Below are 15,762 nucleotides of genomic sequence, written 5' to 3'. Positions count from 1 at the left end.
AGCCGTGCGCAACCGCGCAGCTGGCGTGCTCATCCGGCACGCCGCGCGGCCAGCGGCATCGCCCGCCGCGAGGCAATCCGCAACCCGAGGACGCCGCCGACGAGCAGCGCCACGGCGACCAGCAGCAGCGCGAGATCGTACGAATGCGTCACGTCCTTGATGTGTCCCATCACCGGCGGCAGCGCCAGCCCCGCGATGTTCGCGACCGCGTTGATCAGCGCGATCGACGCGGCGGCCGTGAGGCCCGACACGTATTCGGTCGTCACGGCCCAGAACACCGGCGTCGCGGCCCAGTTGAACCCGACCGCGAACACGAGCAATGCGTATGCAACGGGCAGCGCGGGCGTATAGATCGCACCGGTCAGCAACGCGCCGGCCAGCAGCATCGGCACGCCGAGATGCAGCGCGCGTTCGCCGCCGAGGTCCGAATGCCGGCCATTCAGATACATCGCGATGCACGCGATCAGGAACGGCAGTGCGGACAGGCTGCCGACCGCGAAGCTCGATTGCCCCGACAGGCTCTTCACCAGCAGCGGCAGAAACAGCGTGAGGCCTATCGTGCCGAAGGCCTGCAACAGCCCCGCCTCGTTCCCCATCCATAGCGCATTCGCGCAAATGCTTTTCCGAATCCGTTATTGGATCGCGTCGCCGCGCGTTTTTATACTCGTCAGCACTCTCTGATGAAGCGTGCCAGCCAATTTCGACGCAACAGAACAGGACGGAAAGATGAGCCTACGCCCCTTGCACGACCGGGTCATCGTGAAGCGACTCGACCAGGAAACCACCACCGCCTCGGGCATCGTGATCCCCGACAGCGCCGCTGAAAAACCCGACCAGGGCGAAGTGATCGCCGTCGGCCCCGGCCGCAAGGACGCGGACGGCCAGCGCATCGTGCCCGACCTGCGGGTCGGCGAACGCGTGTTGTTCGGCAAGTATGCAGGCCAGGCCGTCAAGGTGGACGGCAACGAATTCCTCGTGCTGCGTGAGGAAGACATCGTCGCGGTCGTCAATCAATAACGGAGTGCAATCATGGCAGCGAAGGAAATCATTTTCAGCGACGTCGCGCGTGCGAAGCTGACCGAAGGCGTCAACATTCTCGCGAACGCGGTGAAGGTCACGCTCGGGCCGAAGGGCCGCAACGTCGTGCTCGAACGCAGCTTCGGCGCGCCCGTCGTCACGAAGGACGGCGTGTCGGTCGCGAAGGAAATCGAACTCGCGGACAAGCTGCAGAACGTCGGCGCGCAGCTCGTGAAGGAAGTCGCATCGCGCACCAGCGACGCCGCCGGCGACGGCACGACGACAGCCACCGTGCTCGCTCAGGCGATCGTGCGCGAAGGCCAGAAATACGTCGCGGCCGGGCTCAATCCGCTCGACCTGAAGCGCGGGATCGACAAGGCCGTCGCGTCGGCCGTCGACGCGCTGAAGAAGATCAGCAAGCCGACCACCACCAGCAAGGAAATCGCACAGGTCGCGACGATCTCGGCGAACGGCGAAGAGTCGATCGGCCAGCGCATCGCCGAGGCGATCGACCGCGTCGGCAAGGAAGGCGTGATCACCGTCGAGGACGGTAAGTCGCTCGCCGACGAGCTCGACGTCGTCGAAGGGCTGCAGTTCGATCGCGGCTACCTGTCGCCGTATTTCATCAACAACGCGGACAAGCAGATCGCCGAGATTGAGAACCCGTACATCCTGCTGCACGACAAGAAGATCTCGAACATCCGCGACCTGCTGCCGGTGCTCGAACAGGTCGCGAAGTCGGGCCGGCCGCTCCTGATCATCGCGGAGGACGTCGAAGGCGAAGCACTTGCGACGCTGGTCGTGAACAACATTCGCGGCATCCTGAAGACGGTCGCGGTGAAGGCGCCGGGCTTCGGCGATCGCCGCAAGGCGCTGCTCGAGGACATCGCGATCCTGACCGGCGGGCAGGTCGTCGCCGAGGAAACAGGCCTCACGCTCGAGAAGGCAACGCTCGCCGAACTCGGCCAGGCGAAGCGCATCGAGGTCGGCAAGGAAAACACGACTGTGATCGACGGCGCGGGCGACGCGAAGAACATCGAGGCGCGCGTGAAGCAGATCCGCGTGCAGATCGAAGAAGCCACCTCCGACTACGATCGCGAAAAGCTGCAGGAGCGCGTGGCCAAGCTTGCGGGCGGCGTCGCGGTGATCAAGGTCGGCGGCGCGACCGAAATCGAAGTGAAGGAGAAGAAGGACCGCGTCGACGACGCGCTGCACGCGACGCGCGCGGCTGTCGAGGAAGGCATCGTGCCTGGCGGCGGCGTCGCGTTGATCCGCGTGCGGCAGGCGATCCGCGAACTGAAGGGCGCAAACGCCGACCAGGACGCGGGCATCAAGATCGTGCTGCGCGCACTCGAGGAACCGCTGCGCCAGATCGTCACCAATGCGGGCGAGGAAGCGAGCGTGGTCGTCGCGAAGGTCGCGGAAGGCGTGGGCAACTTCGGCTACAACGCGCAGACCGGTGAATACGGCGACCTCGTCGAATCGGGCGTGCTCGATCCGACCAAGGTCACGCGCACCGCGCTGCAGAACGCGGCGTCGGTCGCGGGGCTATTGCTGACGACCGATGCGACCGTGTTCGAAGCGCCGAAGGATGCGGCGCCAGCCACGGTGCAGGGCGGCCCGGGTGCAGGCGGGCCAGGGTTCGATTTCTGACGCCAGTCAATGTGGCCCGCCCGAGCCGGGCGACCGCATGCTGTACCCACGACGCGTGGCGGCACCAGTCGCCACGCGTTTTTTGTTCGCGACCGCCAAGCGCGCCGCCATCAGAACATCTGGCGCAGGCCGATCGCGGCCCCGACGTTGTTGGTCCGGCCGATCTGGTCGACCTTGCCCGTGAGCGGGTTGGTGGCACCCGGATAGTCGGCGGCGAACGCCCCGTTGCCGCGTGCGAAATCCACCGTGCCATATACCTCGGTATGCTTCGACAGCGCGTATTCGGCCAGTACGGTCGCCGAGTAGTTGATCCCGGAGCCGAGCGTGCCATCGAGCCGCTGCGCGTTGCGCGCGTGGCCGTAATAGCCGGCCACCGTGATCAGCAACGGCGTGGTGGCCTGCCAGTTCGCACCGACGTAGAACGTATCGTCGATGCGATTCGGGCTGCCGCCGACCAGCGTCGGCGCGCCGGCCTGCTGCATGTTGAAATCCGTCGTGCCCGTCTTGTCCTGGCCGTGCAGCCAGCCGGCGAGCAGGCGGACGGACGGCGTGACCCGATATGCCCCGCTTACATGCAGGAAGCTCACCTTCGCGCCGTTGACCGCACTGCCGTTCACGGACGACACCGAGGTCTGCTGGAAGCCTGCGTTGATCGATGCGGGCCCTCGCGCGTAGGTCAGCTCCACGCCGTACGTACTGTCGAGGCCCATCGCACCGGCATGATTGCCGAACCCGTAGATCGCATCGACGCTGAACCCGTTGTACGAGAAGTTGTACTTCACGGAGTTCGGCACCGTCAGGTAGTTGCCGATGCCGTTGTACGCCCAGCTATCCTGCCAGTAGTCGCCGACGGTCATCGGATCGAACACGTCGCCCATCGTGTCGTACAGCGGCGCGTACTGGTTGCCGAACGTCAGCGTGCCGTACCGGTTGCTCGACAGGCCAACGTATGCCTGCCGGCTGAACAGCGTGTTCGCGACGTGCAGCTTGCCGTCGCCGAGCTCGAAACCGTTTTCGAGACGGAAGATCGCCGACAGCCCCCCGCCGAGATCCTCGCTGCCGCGCAAGCCCCAGCGGCTGTGCGTTTCCGGTCCGACCGTCATCCCGATCAGATCCTTGCCGTCGGGACCGGCGTTCGTCTGATAACGGATCGCCGTATCGACGAGGCCGTACAGCGTAACGGAGCTCTGCGCGAACGCGGACGATGCTGCAACGGCGAGAACGGCGCCGATACCACCGGTGACGACGATACGTGTCATGAAAGGCCTCCCTGAGCGATTGATTTTGTAAGCAGTCCGACAGCATTCGCTGGCGGATGCCGTTACTGCGACCGGGAGAATAATCGGCCATATTCGCGGCACCTATTGCCGCTTCTGGATTGGACCTTTCCAGCATCGTCAACAATCGCGGTCGCGGCCGTGCTGCGGCCGCGCATCGCGCTCGGGTAAGATGAAAGCCCTCCCGCTTCGCCGCCCGCCGCCATGTCGACCACCATCAACACGTTGCTGCCCCTCGCCGGCGTCCTGCTGCTCAGCGTGGCCAGCCCGGGCCCGAACTTCGTGATCGTCACGTCGACCGCGGTCGCGCAGCGCCGCGCCGGCGTGATGACCGGGCTCGGCCTCGCCGCCGCATCGGGCACCTGGGCCGCGATCGCGATTGCCGGACTGAGCCTGCTCGTGACCCACGTCGCCTGGGTACACACCGCACTGCGGCTGGCGGGCGCCACCTACCTGATCTGGCTCGGCCTGAAAATGCTGCTGACCGCGCGCAAGCCGCTGAGCGTTTCCGCGCCGGCCGCGTCCTGCGGCTGGCACGCCGCGAAGAAAGGCTATGTGGTCAGCATGACGAACCCGAAAGCCGTCGCGTTCTACGGCAGTATCTTCGCGCTGATGGTGCCGGCTCACGCACCGGCATGGTTCGATCTGACGGTCGTCGCATTGTCGATCGGGATCTCGGGCGCGTGGTACTGCGCGATGGCGCTGCTCGCGTCGCACCCGTCGGTGCGCCGGTTGCTGATCCGGCGCAAGGCCGTACTCGATACGACGGCCGGGCTCTTGTTGATGGGGCTCGGCGGACGGATGCTCGCGGGACGTTGAGCGGCGCCACGTTCCCGCATCGCCACACGAAAAAGGCCGCTTGCGACTTCCCGTTGCCGGGAGTCACAAGCGGCCTTCTCGCAGACTGCATGCCTCAGCGCCGCGCGGCCAGCCTTCTCACGACGCTCACGAGCGCATCGACTTCATCGCACGTGTTGTAGAACGCCAGCGACGGCCGCACTGTCGCCTCGAGCCCGAAGCGCCGCAGGATCGGCTGCGCGCAGTGATGCCCCGAGCGCACCGCGATACCCTCTTCGTTCAGCGCCTGTCCGACCTCTTCCGTCTCATAGCCCTTCAGCACGAACGACAGCACGCTCGCCTTGTCGCGCGCGGTGCCGACGAGTCGCACGCCCGGCACCGGCGCGAGCACGCGCGTCGCATACGCGAGCAGATCGTGTTCGTAGCGCGCGATGTTCTCGATGCCGACCCGGCTCACGTAGTCGAGCGCGGCGCCCAGCCCCACCGCATCCGCGATGTTGCCGGTACCGGCCTCGAAGCGGTTCGGCGGCGGCTGGAATACCGTGCGCTCGAACGTCACGTCCGCGATCATGTTGCCGCCGCCCTGCCAGGGCGGCATGTCGTCGAGGATCGCGCGCTTGCCGTACACGACGCCGATCCCGGTCGGCCCATAGATCTTGTGCCCGGAGAACACGAAGAAGTCCGCATCGAGCGCCTGCACGTCCACGCGCATGTGCGAGATCGACTGCGCGCCGTCGACGAGCGCCTTCGCCCCCGCACGATGCGCGAGCTCGACGATCTCCTTCACCGGCACGACGGTGCCGAGCGCATTCGACACCTGCGTGACGGACACGATCTTCGTGCGATCGTTGAGCAGCTTCCGGTATTCGTCAAGCAGCACCTGCCCCGAATCGTCGACCGGAATCACGCGCAGCTTCGCGCCCTTGAGCGCCGCGAGCTGCTGCCACGGCACGATGTTCGCGTGATGCTCGAGATGCGACACGACGATCTCGTCGCCTTCGCCGACGTTCTGCACGCCCCACGTCTTCGCGATCAGGTTGATCGCCTCGGTCGTGCCGCGCACGAACACGATCTCGTCCGGCGAAGAGGCGCCGATGAAGCGTCGCACGGTGTCGCGCGCATGCTCGTAAGCATCCGTCGCGCGGCCTGCCAGCGCATGCGCCGCGCGGTGAATGTTCGAGTTCTCGTGCGCATAGAAATACGCGAGACGATCGATCACGGCCTGCGGCTTGTGCGTCGTCGCCGCGTTGTCGAACCAGACGAGTTGCTTGCCGTTTACGCGCTCCTGCAGGATCGGGAAGTCGCGACGGATCGCGTTCACATCGAACGGTGGATGCGCGCCGCGAGGCAGGTTGCCCTGCGGCTCCGCGGCATGCGCATCGTCGATGAAGTAACGCGGCACGTCCGCGCCCGATGCACGCGACACCGGCACGTCGCGATGCACGGCAAGCAGGTCGCGCAACGCATCGTCGCCCGGCAACCCGAACGCTTCCGGCGACGCGAGGCCGTTCGACGGCACGACGATGTCCTGCGGCGTCGCCTGCCAGCCCTGCAGCGAACCGTCGGTGAAGTAATACGGCGATGCGGCCGGCGCGGCCTTCACCGCACGCTCCGACACCGCCGCATTCGCCTGCGGCACGCCGAGCGCCGCGCCGCCGACGCGCGGCTCGAACGCGGGCGCGATCGACACCGCGTTGTCGGGCAGCCCGTTCTGCGCGGCCGCATGCGGCGCGAGCGCGGGCACGCGGTTTCCCAGCGACAGCACGTGCGTCGGCGCGGACGGCGCGAGGTTCGCACCAGGCGCCTTGCCTTGCGGCAGCGCAAGGCCCGGCACGCCGGTGCCCGTGCCGCCCGGCCCGGCGAGCGGCGAGCCGGCCGGCGCCGGATTGCTCACCGACGCGAGGATCGGTGCCGCAGCCGGCAACGCCGACGGCACGCCGCCGGCCGCCCCGCTGCCTGCCGACAGGCCGGGCGCGGTGGCCTGCCCGGGGGGTGTCGCGAAGAACTCGGACGCTAGCCGCGCGAGCGCCGCCGGATCCGGCAAGCCGGCCGGCAGCGGCGCGTGCGGCAACGCGAGCGCGTCGCTGCTGGTCGAGCCGGGATTAACGGTAGGTGTCGGGATAGTCATGGTACTTGGCGATTTCGACGTCATCGAGGACAGCCAGCGCATCCGGCGAGTGGACCGCGAGCGAGCAATACAGCGAGATCAGGTACGACGCGATCGCCTGGTTGTTGATCCCCATGAAGCGCACCGATAGGCCCGGGCCCTGCTCACCCGCGACGCCCGGCTGATAGAGGCCGACGACGCCCTGGCGCTTGTCGCCGACGCGCAGCAGCAGGATCTTGGTCTTGCCGTCCGCGACGGGCACCTTGTCCGACGGGATCAGCGGAATGCCGCGCCACGTGAGGAACTGCGAGCCGAACAGGCTGACCGTCGGCGGCGGCACGCCGCGTCGCGTGCATTCGCGGCCGAACGCGGCGATCGCGAGCGGGTGCGCGAGGAAGAACGCGGGTTCCTTCCACACCTTGGTCAGCAGCTCGTCGAGATCGTCAGGCGTCGGCGCGCCGGTCAGCGGGAAGATCCGCTGTTCGTCGGTCACGTTCGCGAGCAGCCCGTAGTCCGGGTTGTTGATCAGCTGGCTTTCCTGCAGCTCCTTGATCGTCTCGATCGTCAGGCGCAGCTGTTCCTTGATCTGGTCATGAGGACTGCTGTAGAGATCGGAGATCCGCGTATGCACGTCGAGCACCGTGCTCACCGCGTTCAGGAAATACTCGCGCGGCTGTTCCTCGTACGGCACGAAGGTCTGCGGCAGCACGCTTTCGTCCTCGAGCTGCGTGCACGCGGCGCGCACGGCTTCCGGATTCTTCACCTGGTTCAGGCGATAGATGCCGGCCTCGACCGGCACCCACTGCAGCAGATGGGTCAGCCAGCGCGGCGTAATCGTGGAAAGCTGCGGGACGGTCTTGGTAGCGTTCGCTAGTTGGCGGGCGGCGTGATCGCTCAGCGCGGCCGTGCCGCTTGCAACGGTCGACATGTGTGGCTCCGGGTTCTTAAGATGAAAAACGGGATTGCTTATGACGCTTGGTGATTATCGGAAGCACGCACCTGCCGGCTCAACATGCTATAGCCGTCACACGGCACAACCGAACGGGAAAAGAGGCGGGATACGTCAGGTCACGTATACGCCGGGCAACAGCATCGAGATCGACACGTCGAACGCGCGCGCGATCTTGTCGGCGGTGACGATCGACGCGATCGCCTCGCCGCGCTCGATCTCGCCGACATACGAGCGATTCAGACCCGCGTGTTCGGCGAGCTGCTCCTGCGACCACGTGCGCGCTTCGCGCAGCTTGCGCACGTTGGCGCCGAAGTGCTGGATCAGGTCGCTCATGTGGTCACCTGTGTGTCGGGCACCGGTTCGGCCGGCTCGCTCCGCGTGCGCGGCACGGTATTCGCCTCGCTGCGCAGCACGGCCTGCGTGACGTTCGCGCCAGCCGGCACGTCCTGCGTGAGCCACACGTTGCCGCCGATCACTGCGCCGCGGCCGATCGTCACGCGGCCGAGGATCGTCGCGCCTGCATAGATCACGACGTCGTCCTCGACGATAGGATGACGTGCGAGCCCCTTCTCCAGATGGCCGGCCGCATCGCGCGGGAAGCGCTTCGCGCCGAGCGTGACGGCCTGGTACACGCGCACGCGCTCGCCGATGATCGCCGTCTCGCCGATCACGACACCCGTGCCGTGGTCGATGAAGAAGCCGCCGCCGATGCGCGCGCCCGGATGAATGTCGATGCCGGTTTCCGCGTGCGCCTGCTCGGCGATGATCCGCGCGAGCAGCGGCAACCCGAGCCGGTACAACTCGTGCGCGAGCCGGTGGTGGATCATCGCGAGGATGCCGGGATAGCAGAGCAGCACTTCGTCTACGCTGCCGGCCGCCGGATCGCCATGGAATGCGGCCAGCACGTCGCTGTCGAGCAGCCGGCGAATGTCGGGCAGGCGTGTGGCGAACGCCTGCACGGCAGTGGAGGCCACTTCGTCGATCTGCGCGTCGGCGTTGCGTTGCCGCGCCGCGTAGCGCAGTTCGAGCGTCACCTGCGCAAGCAGCGCGTTCAGCGCCGCGTCGAGCGCATGGGCCACATAGAAGTTCTCGCTCTCCTGTCGCAGGTCGGGCGGCCCGAGCCGCATCGGGAACAGCACGCCCTTCAGCGCGCCGATGATCTGTGCGAGCGCCTCGCGCGCCGGCAGGTCGCGCCCGCCCGGTTCGAGCGAGCGCCGCTGCTTCTCGCGCCACGCGCGGCGCACGGTCTGTAGCGACTGAACAATGTCGTCGATGTCGAATGCGGCCATGCTGACTTCTCCCCGTAACGGCCGTGACTCAGTCCTGCGCCCACGGCAGGCCGCGATGGCGCCAGCCGTTCCGGCTGCCGCGATGCTGCTGCTCGTCGAGGTCGCCCTCGAATCCTTCGAGCACGTTGAATACCTGCGTGAAGCCGCCTTTGGTCGCGGCCTCGGCCGCCTGCGCGGAGCGATTGCCGCTGCGGCAGAGCAACAGCACCACCGCGTCCTTGCCGGTCCTCGCTTCCAGTTCGCGCACGAAGCGCGGGTTGCGCGTCAGGCTCGTGCCGGTCGCCCACGGCACATGCAGCGACTCCGGCACGTGGCCGACGAATTTCCGTTCTTCCGCCGTGCGCACGTCGACCAGCAACGCGTCGCCGGCTGAGAACAGCGCCCATGCGGTTTCCGGTGCCACGCCGCCCGCGTAAGGCGTACCCGCCGATGCGGCCGCCGCGCGGGCGCCTTCGAGCGCCTGCCGGGCGGCCGTTTCTTCTTCCAATGCAAACGTCATCACGCTTCCTTGTTCTCGCAGATTCGTATGATCAACAACGCCGGGAATGCGGCCGGTGCAGCTTGCGTGCTGTCTATAGCCGTCAGCCCCACTATGCGAGCGCGGTCGGGGAAGCAGAACCAATAAAAATTCATTTCCTAATCAGCGGCGCGCGAAATGCAATAGCAGAGGCGTGCGCTATCGGTGCGGATTCTTGCCGGGGATGTGAGCAGGTGGCCGTTCGATGTCACGCATCGAAGGTTTTCTGAAAGAATCAGGGGGCAGCGAACTCAAGAACGGTGCGGCACGCGTGGTGCTGCACGGTGTCATGGAATCCGGAATGGAATCGCGCGCCGGGTCGAATGGCGCGCGTTGATGGTTCGATGGTTCGATGAATCGATGAACCATGGCCGGCGGGCGCGGCGCGGTGCCGACGCATCACGCCTGTCACCCCATCAAACGAGCGGATCGCCGTCGCTTCACTCACTGCGCATCCTGCTTCGCACGTTCCGCGGCCGCGATGATCGCGTCGGCCACGGCTTTCGGCTGGCTCAGCATCGCGACATGGCTGCCGTTCACGTGCGTGACCGTCGCGCCGATCCGCTTCGCCATCGCCTCCTGCAGCTTCGGATCAATCATCCGGTCCTGCGTCGCGACGACGAACGACGACGGCTTCGCATGCCACGCGGCCTGCGCGACCTTCTCCGAAATGCAGCCACCGTACCACGGCCCTTGTATCGCCGCGACGACGCGCTGCTGCGCGGGCGGCAGGTCCGGCGCGAAATCCTGCGCGATCGCCTTGTCCGACAGCGTCGCGAAACCGCCTGCGTCCTTGCGCAGCTCGCCGGCCCACGCCGGCGCCGGCAGCCCCTGTGTGACGTCGGCGATCGACTGGCCGTTGTCCGGTGCGAACGCGGCGACGTAGACGAGCGACTTCACCTTGTCGTCGTTGCCCGCATCGCTGATCACGACACCGGCCCACGAATGACCGACCAGCACGACAGGCCCCTTCTGCGCGTCGATCGCGCGCTTCGTCGCGGCCGTATCGTCGGCGAGCGAGCTCAGCGGGTTCTGCACCGATACGACATGCAGGCCGCGCGCCTCGAGCAGCGGAATGACGCGATTCCAGCTCGACCCGTCGGCAAACGCACCGTGCACCAGCACGACGTTCGTTCCCTTCAGGTCGTCCTTCGTCGCCGCCTGCGCCGCGACCGCACCGAACAGCCCGCCGAGCACCGCCGCGGACACCAGAACCCGTTTCGTCGAACCGACCATCGTCATGCTCCTTTCCATCGTGTTGTTCATGTGAGGTGTGTGTGATGCGGTCGCGCCAGCCTGCAGCAGGCGCGGCAACGGATCACGAATGCGCGTACAGATCGTCGGCGTCCGTGCGCGCGTTTTGTGCGCTTTGTGCGTTTCGTTCGTTCCGTGCAGCGTGCGTGTCGGCGGCGGTGACGCGGGCAGCCGGTGCCGATGTGGCGGCGACGTTGTCGCCCTGCGACTTCGACGGGCCGTTCTGGTCGGAACGCGCGACCTGCTGTGCGGCGGCGACGGCGTTCTGCGCGGCGGCGATATCGTCCGGGTAATGCGCTTCGCTGCTCGCCGGGCTGTAGCCGGCCTTCTCGAGCCGGATGAGGTCGGCACGCACTTCGGCACGCGTGAGGCCGTGGCCGGTATCGGCGAACGACAATGCGGGGATGGCGGCGAGGACGGCAACGGCGAGGATTCGAGCGGCTTTCATGAGTGTTCTCCTTGAAGGAAGTGGGTCTGTCGATCATTCGGCATTCGATCCAGATGGCTGGCATCGAACGTTTCCTGCATGTCGACAGTAGAACCCGCTCACGTATCCGGCATGTTTCCGAATCCTGGCTTCAGTGCAATCCGATGTTTCCGAAGCGGCGATAGATACAGTGCGATACAAACTCGTCGGTCGCGCTACGTAGGTACGGACGATAGCGAATTAATCGTGGACAGATACAGACGCAATGTCGTATGCAGCGCGTCAGACGGCTACATCGCCGGATGACGGGCCGAGCGCCGCGATGGCTTGGGAGACAGCGTGCTTCCGCATCGCTTTTTGAGCGATGAAGCAACGCGACGGATGTTCGCCTTGAAACACATTCTGACAATTTGCGTTCGTCGCCATCGCGCTCGGCGCGCATTTTCCCGACATAGGCGCTTGCCACGCGCGCTCGTTCGATATGCTTGCCGCCTTGCGTCTGTTCTCCATTGATTCGGATACTTATCGATTTTCTTCGTGATCGTCCGATACCGGGGGAACGTGTCTTGGATGTTCAGGAGTTTGGATGACTGATTCATTTGTCGATTCGCAACCGGTTGCGGATGCTCGCGCCGACGGCCCCGGTGCGAAAGTCGATACATCACCTGATGCGGCTGCACCGCGCCCTGAACCGCCGCCGATCATCGTCGGTCGGGGCGAAGGTGTGACGATGTTCACGAAAGGCGTACGACTCATCTGCCTCAAGCAGATGCCCTTGCCCGGCATTGTGATCTTCGTACATGGCGTGAACTCCGAAGGCGAATGGTTCGACGCGACGGAGGACGGGCTGTGCAAAGGTCTGAATCGCCGGCTCGGGCGTCTGAACGATCAAATGATGTATCACGGCATCGACGCCGGGCAGTTGACGCCCGCGAAGTACACGGAAAGCGTGACGCCGGATGGGTTCCTGAATCCCGATTTGCTGGCTGACAATTACATCAAGCCCGATCCGTCGTTCTCGCCCGTGATTCATTTCCGGTGGGGCTATCGGGCAACGGCGGCCGAACTGAAGGAATACGGCGACAAGATCTCCCTGAACGAGAAGGACTATTGGGGCGGCGGCCCGTTCACGAACGGTTGTGCAAGCCTGCCCGATCTCTGGCACGGCGGTCTGGACGATCGAACGATGGGATGGATGACCGTGCAGGGCATCAATCCGACCAATCGGCCGCTGTACCGCGCACCGCCCCGTGCCTATGGCGTGCTCGCCGCATTGCGACTGGCCAGGCTGATCGAGTCGATTCGCCGCATGCAGGCCGGTGTACCCATTACTGTTGTGTGTCACAGCCAAGGCAACATCGTCGGCCTGACAGCGGCTTTCTTCGGCGACGCCTTCCCTGATGTCGAAGATCCGTGGGGGAGCACCGGCCATTGCGTGGCAGACGCCTACGTTCTGGCGAATGCGCCTTATAGCCTGGCGAATGCGGACGGCCCGTACAAATCCGACACGTTCATGGATACATGGTCGCAACGCGCGACGAAGGACGCGAGCGGTCAGCGCGGAAGGCAGACCTACGCCGCACGCACGAAGACCTTCGGCAAGTTTCTATCGATCATCGGCGCTCGCAAAGCATACGAACTGCCCGCCGACAAGATCGATGAAGACATGGAAAACAAGCGGGTATCGCCGACCAGCAATCGGTCTTATGCAACGCAAGAGGATCGCGCTCGGCACGGCTTGAATGGGTCGACGTATGGCCGTGTCACTGCGTATTGCTGTCCGCACGATCAGGTGATCTCAGCTGTCACCGTTCAAGGCATCGGCTGGAGAGGGATCAGCAAGCATGAACTCGACGATATCGGTGCGGCAGGCATCCTGACACAGCGGGTGTTCGCATCCGGCTTTCCAGTCGGCGTGCAGAAGCCCTACCGGTATTGGGAAGACGACTGGCGGCATGGCAAGCAAGGAACGAAACCGGGCTTCTGGTATCCGCCATCGCCGCCCGCCAAGTTCAATCTCATTGGCGCGATCAAAGGGAATGAATCTGTTCTCGGGATGGCGGCGACGCTTGTGACTGCGCCGCTCATGTTCGTCGTGACCGGAATCAGTTCGGCGCTGAACATGCTCCGCGTGAACGCCGATCCGCCGAAGGGCTGGACCGTGGTGGCGGATGCTCCGGCACTTGATGATCCGTTCCCGCCGAAGTCGTTGCGATTCGGTAAGCCGGTCGAAACAAAGGACGGTGACGCGGTAAGCGACTTCAACGAAGGTAACGACCCGCCAGCCGCATGGCGCGATGCGAGCAAGGCCGATGCAGATAAGCGGGCCGACGATCCCTACGACCAGTACAAGGCAAAGAACGCAGATAGTGCAGCGCAAGGTACTGCGGAAACCGAGGCCGGGCAGCGTTATGAGGATCGCGCGCTGATGCGGATGGAGGCGCGTCGAACGCTGAACACGGAATGGCTCGATAGCGACGGCCACGTACTCGGCGAGGACGGAAAAAGCGCGATGCCGGAAGGCTACAAGGAATGGCGCGACAAGCAGATTGTCGATTGGCTCGACCGTGGTTCGACCAATAGTCCGACCAACCATTCCACGACGATGACCAATCCTGAGCACGCCGAGAAGGCGCTTGCGTATGACGTTGCTGTGGGCCTGTGCTACCTGACGGAGAAGCAGATCAAAGCCCTACGCGTCGAGGCGGATTGGCGGATGGGGGACGGCATTCCAGATACCAACCCGAACAAGAACTACGCCAAGTACTTTAAATATGGAACGTTTGATCGAATGTCGATGCACGAATGGGTACATGCCAAGAATAGCGAAGGAAATATTCCCGAGGCGATCACGGACAAACGTGAAGACGAGTTCTATCTGAAGGCCGGGGGTTTCGTATGAAGGCACTGATCGCCACGTTGCCGCGACGCGTCGCCATCGCTGTTTCGACATGGTTGATCACCACCGTGCTCATGGCCACGCTGATGGCGCACGTAGAACAACCCGACCCGGCACATTTGGAAATAGGAGATTGGATGAAACGATTCGTTTTGGTACCCGGTTTGACTGCACTTGTGGTGTTTCTGTTCACCACCGCCATCATGCGTCCAGCACAAGCTGCCTCCCCCCGCGAGCTTGAAGGGAATGCAGCGTCGGCAGTCGAAGAACCGGTCAAGCCATTCGTAGCCCAGGTTGTCGGCCTGATGTGGTTGAATCCATTACAACGCATGGACTACCCGATCGAATGGCAGTTGTTGTGGGCGCAACGGCTCGCTTCACCGAACAAGAATGATGACATGGTGCGTACGAAGCCCGAGAAATATTCGTCGCTTCGGTCCATTGGAGCATTGGTTTACGGGAACGATGGCGAGGAAACATTCAAGGGCTTCTATCACAAGTACGTGAACAAGTTTTTCGTGTTGATGCGTTCTCGCTACTTCGCGAACGCGCGCTATTTCTACACCGTGAAATCCGAGAACGCCAAAGATTGGCGCGAGCTTGCCGGAATTCATATCGAGCTCGCGTTACCTCCGAGGCTCGATCCTATCGAGGCGAAGACGTACTTGACCAATGAATTTGTCGAATGCTTCGAGATCGGCCCACCGTCGCCCAAGACGCTTTGGAGCCGCGATACGCCCCCTGATGTTCAGATCACGCAAGGCGGCGCGAATACCGGCTTTACGTCGCTGAACAAGGCATTGGACTACCTGCAGGCAAACCCCGACAAGACCGTGTGGGCGATGAACTGGGACGCACCGAACTTCCCGCCTACCGACGCACAGATCAACGAGAACCTTGTCGTACTGTTCCTCGCCGGCCCGAACTTCAACACCGAGCGCGAGCCGCTTGCCTGGATCGGCAAAGCCGCAACAGGTAACACGCACGACTTTTCGCCGAAGGTCGGCACGACGCGTGCCGTGCAGGCGTGGAAGGAAACTATCGCCGAAGCGGCACGCAACGCCGGCGTCGCGGTCACCGACCTGAGTTACATCGTCCACGACGCCGGCAACGGCAGCGATGCAGCATCATCGCGTCTTGTCGCGCTCGCGCAGACCCTGACCGAAACCCTCCCCGAATACGACCACCGGAAGCAGACGTTCAATACCGCTGCCCTACTCGGCGACATGGGAACCGGTAGCGCACTGACCGACGTCGCGCTCGCAATCGGCCGAATCAACCACTTCGGCGGCAATGCACTCGTCGCCGGCACGACCGACGCTGAACATCCCGTCGCAGTCGTCGTCATGCCGCCATCGACGCTCACACCGATCGACCCAACCAAAGACTGGTTCCGCGCACGCGGCGGCAACAACGCCTACCTGCCGTGGTGGGGGCGTCGATACGATACCGATTACGGCATGCAGGGCTATTCGTGGTGATGTAAGCGACACGGCGGCGCAGTCCGAGCGACCGGGTTGCCGCCGCCGTGTCATCGAACGAAATGGCCAAAGCACGACGACTCATCCCGGC

14 protein-coding genes and 1 pseudogene are annotated in these 15,762 nt (G+C 64.5%); 6 read left to right on the top strand and 9 right to left on the bottom strand.

The genetic code is table 11. The features are described from left to right. Positions 1–29 precede the first annotated feature (29 nt). Positions 30–581, bottom strand: a pseudogene (locus AC1Z3W_RS03600) (MFS transporter); the annotation flags it as partial. 145 nt (positions 582–726) lie between these two features. Between AC1Z3W_RS03600 and AC1Z3W_RS03595 the strand changes: the two are divergent. After that, on the top strand, positions 727–1,017 hold the full coding sequence (locus AC1Z3W_RS03595; RefSeq protein ID WP_057925901.1) for a co-chaperone GroES: 291 nt from the start codon (positions 727–729) through the stop codon (positions 1,015–1,017). A 12-nt stretch (positions 1,018–1,029) separates the two neighbouring features. After that, a complete protein-coding gene (groL, locus tag AC1Z3W_RS03590; RefSeq protein WP_124835692.1) occupies positions 1,030–2,670 on the top strand; it encodes a chaperonin GroEL in 1,641 nt (546 codons plus the stop codon). A 110-nt stretch (positions 2,671–2,780) separates the two neighbouring features. On the opposite strand, the gene AC1Z3W_RS03585 is transcribed toward groL, so the two are convergent. After that, a complete protein-coding gene (locus AC1Z3W_RS03585) occupies positions 2,781–3,929 on the bottom strand; it encodes a porin (RefSeq protein ID WP_124835691.1) in 1,149 nt (382 codons plus the stop codon). 222 nt (positions 3,930–4,151) lie between these two features. Here AC1Z3W_RS03585 and AC1Z3W_RS03580 point away from each other — a divergent pair, with 222 nt between their 5' ends. Beyond that, complete coding sequence (locus tag AC1Z3W_RS03580) at positions 4,152–4,766, top strand: LysE family transporter (protein WP_175826280.1); 615 nt, start codon at positions 4,152–4,154, stop codon at positions 4,764–4,766. 94 nt (positions 4,767–4,860) lie between these two features. Here the strand turns inward: AC1Z3W_RS03580 and AC1Z3W_RS03575 are convergent, their stop codons facing one another. The 5 genes from AC1Z3W_RS03575 to AC1Z3W_RS03555 form a co-directional block, all read right to left on the bottom strand. Then, positions 4,861–6,873, bottom strand: coding sequence for a family 2A encapsulin nanocompartment cargo protein cysteine desulfurase (locus AC1Z3W_RS03575; RefSeq protein ID WP_483507038.1), 2,013 nt, complete (start codon positions 6,871–6,873; stop codon positions 4,861–4,863). Next, on the bottom strand, positions 6,848–7,780 hold the full coding sequence (locus AC1Z3W_RS03570; RefSeq protein WP_057925905.1) for a family 2A encapsulin nanocompartment shell protein: 933 nt from the start codon (positions 7,778–7,780) through the stop codon (positions 6,848–6,850). The genes AC1Z3W_RS03575 and AC1Z3W_RS03570 overlap by 26 nt, the downstream gene beginning before the upstream one ends. Before the next feature lie 135 nt (positions 7,781–7,915). Further along, positions 7,916–8,137, bottom strand: coding sequence for a helix-turn-helix domain-containing protein (locus AC1Z3W_RS03565; RefSeq protein ID WP_057925906.1), 222 nt, complete (start codon positions 8,135–8,137; stop codon positions 7,916–7,918). Further along, the gene (epsC, locus tag AC1Z3W_RS03560) at positions 8,134–9,093 is read right to left on the bottom strand and encodes a serine O-acetyltransferase EpsC (protein WP_057925907.1); all 960 of its coding nucleotides are present in this window, start codon (positions 9,091–9,093) and stop codon (positions 8,134–8,136) included. Before epsC ends, AC1Z3W_RS03565 begins: the two co-directional genes overlap by 4 nt. A 28-nt stretch (positions 9,094–9,121) precedes the next feature. Further along, positions 9,122–9,592 carry a rhodanese-like domain-containing protein gene (locus tag AC1Z3W_RS03555; protein WP_175826279.1) on the bottom strand — a complete coding sequence of 157 codons (471 nt, stop codon included), beginning with the start codon at positions 9,590–9,592 and terminating at the stop codon, positions 9,122–9,124. Positions 9,593–9,815: 223 nt separating this feature from the next. Here AC1Z3W_RS03555 and AC1Z3W_RS03550 point away from each other — a divergent pair, with 223 nt between their 5' ends. Then, positions 9,816–9,947, top strand: coding sequence for a hypothetical protein (locus AC1Z3W_RS03550; protein WP_260428430.1), 132 nt, complete (start codon positions 9,816–9,818; stop codon positions 9,945–9,947). Between the two features lie 107 nt (positions 9,948–10,054). Here the strand turns inward: AC1Z3W_RS03550 and AC1Z3W_RS03545 are convergent, their stop codons facing one another. Further along, positions 10,055–10,846, bottom strand: coding sequence for an alpha/beta fold hydrolase (locus AC1Z3W_RS03545; RefSeq protein ID WP_483507824.1), 792 nt, complete (start codon positions 10,844–10,846; stop codon positions 10,055–10,057). Between the two features lie 82 nt (positions 10,847–10,928). Next, positions 10,929–11,312, bottom strand: coding sequence for a DUF4148 domain-containing protein (locus AC1Z3W_RS03540; RefSeq protein ID WP_124835687.1), 384 nt, complete (start codon positions 11,310–11,312; stop codon positions 10,929–10,931). 565 nt (positions 11,313–11,877) lie between these two features. On the opposite strand from AC1Z3W_RS03540, the gene AC1Z3W_RS03535 reads away from it, so the two are divergent. Continuing rightward, positions 11,878–14,193 (top strand): T6SS effector phospholipase Tle3 domain-containing protein, encoded by a 2,316-nt coding sequence (locus AC1Z3W_RS03535; protein WP_483507035.1) that lies wholly within the window; start codon positions 11,878–11,880, stop codon positions 14,191–14,193. Next, complete coding sequence (locus tag AC1Z3W_RS03530) at positions 14,190–15,671, top strand: virulence factor (RefSeq protein ID WP_483507033.1); 1,482 nt, start codon at positions 14,190–14,192, stop codon at positions 15,669–15,671. The genes AC1Z3W_RS03535 and AC1Z3W_RS03530 overlap by 4 nt, the downstream gene beginning before the upstream one ends. Positions 15,672–15,762: the final 91 nt, after the last annotated feature.

The organism is Burkholderia sp. 10_S31 (assembly GCF_056930375.1).
Note: the sequence above shows the minus strand (reverse complement) of the source record. Positions and strands in the feature narration are given on the sequence as shown.

Excerpts from the sequence above, each read along its gene's own strand:
- AC1Z3W_RS03595 (WP_057925901.1), top strand. The coding sequence starts at position 727 with ATGAGCCTACGCCCCTTGCACGACCGGGTCATCGTGAAGCGACTCGAC.
- groL (WP_124835692.1), top strand. The coding sequence starts at position 1,030 with ATGGCAGCGAAGGAAATCATTTTCAGCGACGTCGCGCGTGCGAAGCTG.
- AC1Z3W_RS03585 (WP_124835691.1), bottom strand. The coding sequence starts at position 3,929 with ATGACACGTATCGTCGTCACCGGTGGTATCGGCGCCGTTCTCGCCGTT.
- AC1Z3W_RS03580 (WP_175826280.1), top strand. The coding sequence starts at position 4,152 with ATGTCGACCACCATCAACACGTTGCTGCCCCTCGCCGGCGTCCTGCTG.
- AC1Z3W_RS03575 (WP_483507038.1), bottom strand. The coding sequence starts at position 6,873 with ATGACTATCCCGACACCTACCGTTAATCCCGGCTCGACCAGCAGCGAC.
- AC1Z3W_RS03570 (WP_057925905.1), bottom strand. The coding sequence starts at position 7,780 with ATGTCGACCGTTGCAAGCGGCACGGCCGCGCTGAGCGATCACGCCGCC.
- AC1Z3W_RS03565 (WP_057925906.1), bottom strand. The coding sequence starts at position 8,137 with ATGAGCGACCTGATCCAGCACTTCGGCGCCAACGTGCGCAAGCTGCGC.
- epsC (WP_057925907.1), bottom strand. The coding sequence starts at position 9,093 with ATGGCCGCATTCGACATCGACGACATTGTTCAGTCGCTACAGACCGTG.
- AC1Z3W_RS03555 (WP_175826279.1), bottom strand. The coding sequence starts at position 9,592 with ATGACGTTTGCATTGGAAGAAGAAACGGCCGCCCGGCAGGCGCTCGAA.
- AC1Z3W_RS03550 (WP_260428430.1), top strand. The coding sequence starts at position 9,816 with ATGTCACGCATCGAAGGTTTTCTGAAAGAATCAGGGGGCAGCGAACTC.
- AC1Z3W_RS03545 (WP_483507824.1), bottom strand. The coding sequence starts at position 10,846 with ATGGTCGGTTCGACGAAACGGGTTCTGGTGTCCGCGGCGGTGCTCGGC.
- AC1Z3W_RS03540 (WP_124835687.1), bottom strand. The coding sequence starts at position 11,312 with ATGAAAGCCGCTCGAATCCTCGCCGTTGCCGTCCTCGCCGCCATCCCC.
- AC1Z3W_RS03535 (WP_483507035.1), top strand. The coding sequence starts at position 11,878 with ATGACTGATTCATTTGTCGATTCGCAACCGGTTGCGGATGCTCGCGCC.
- AC1Z3W_RS03530 (WP_483507033.1), top strand. The coding sequence starts at position 14,190 with ATGAAGGCACTGATCGCCACGTTGCCGCGACGCGTCGCCATCGCTGTT.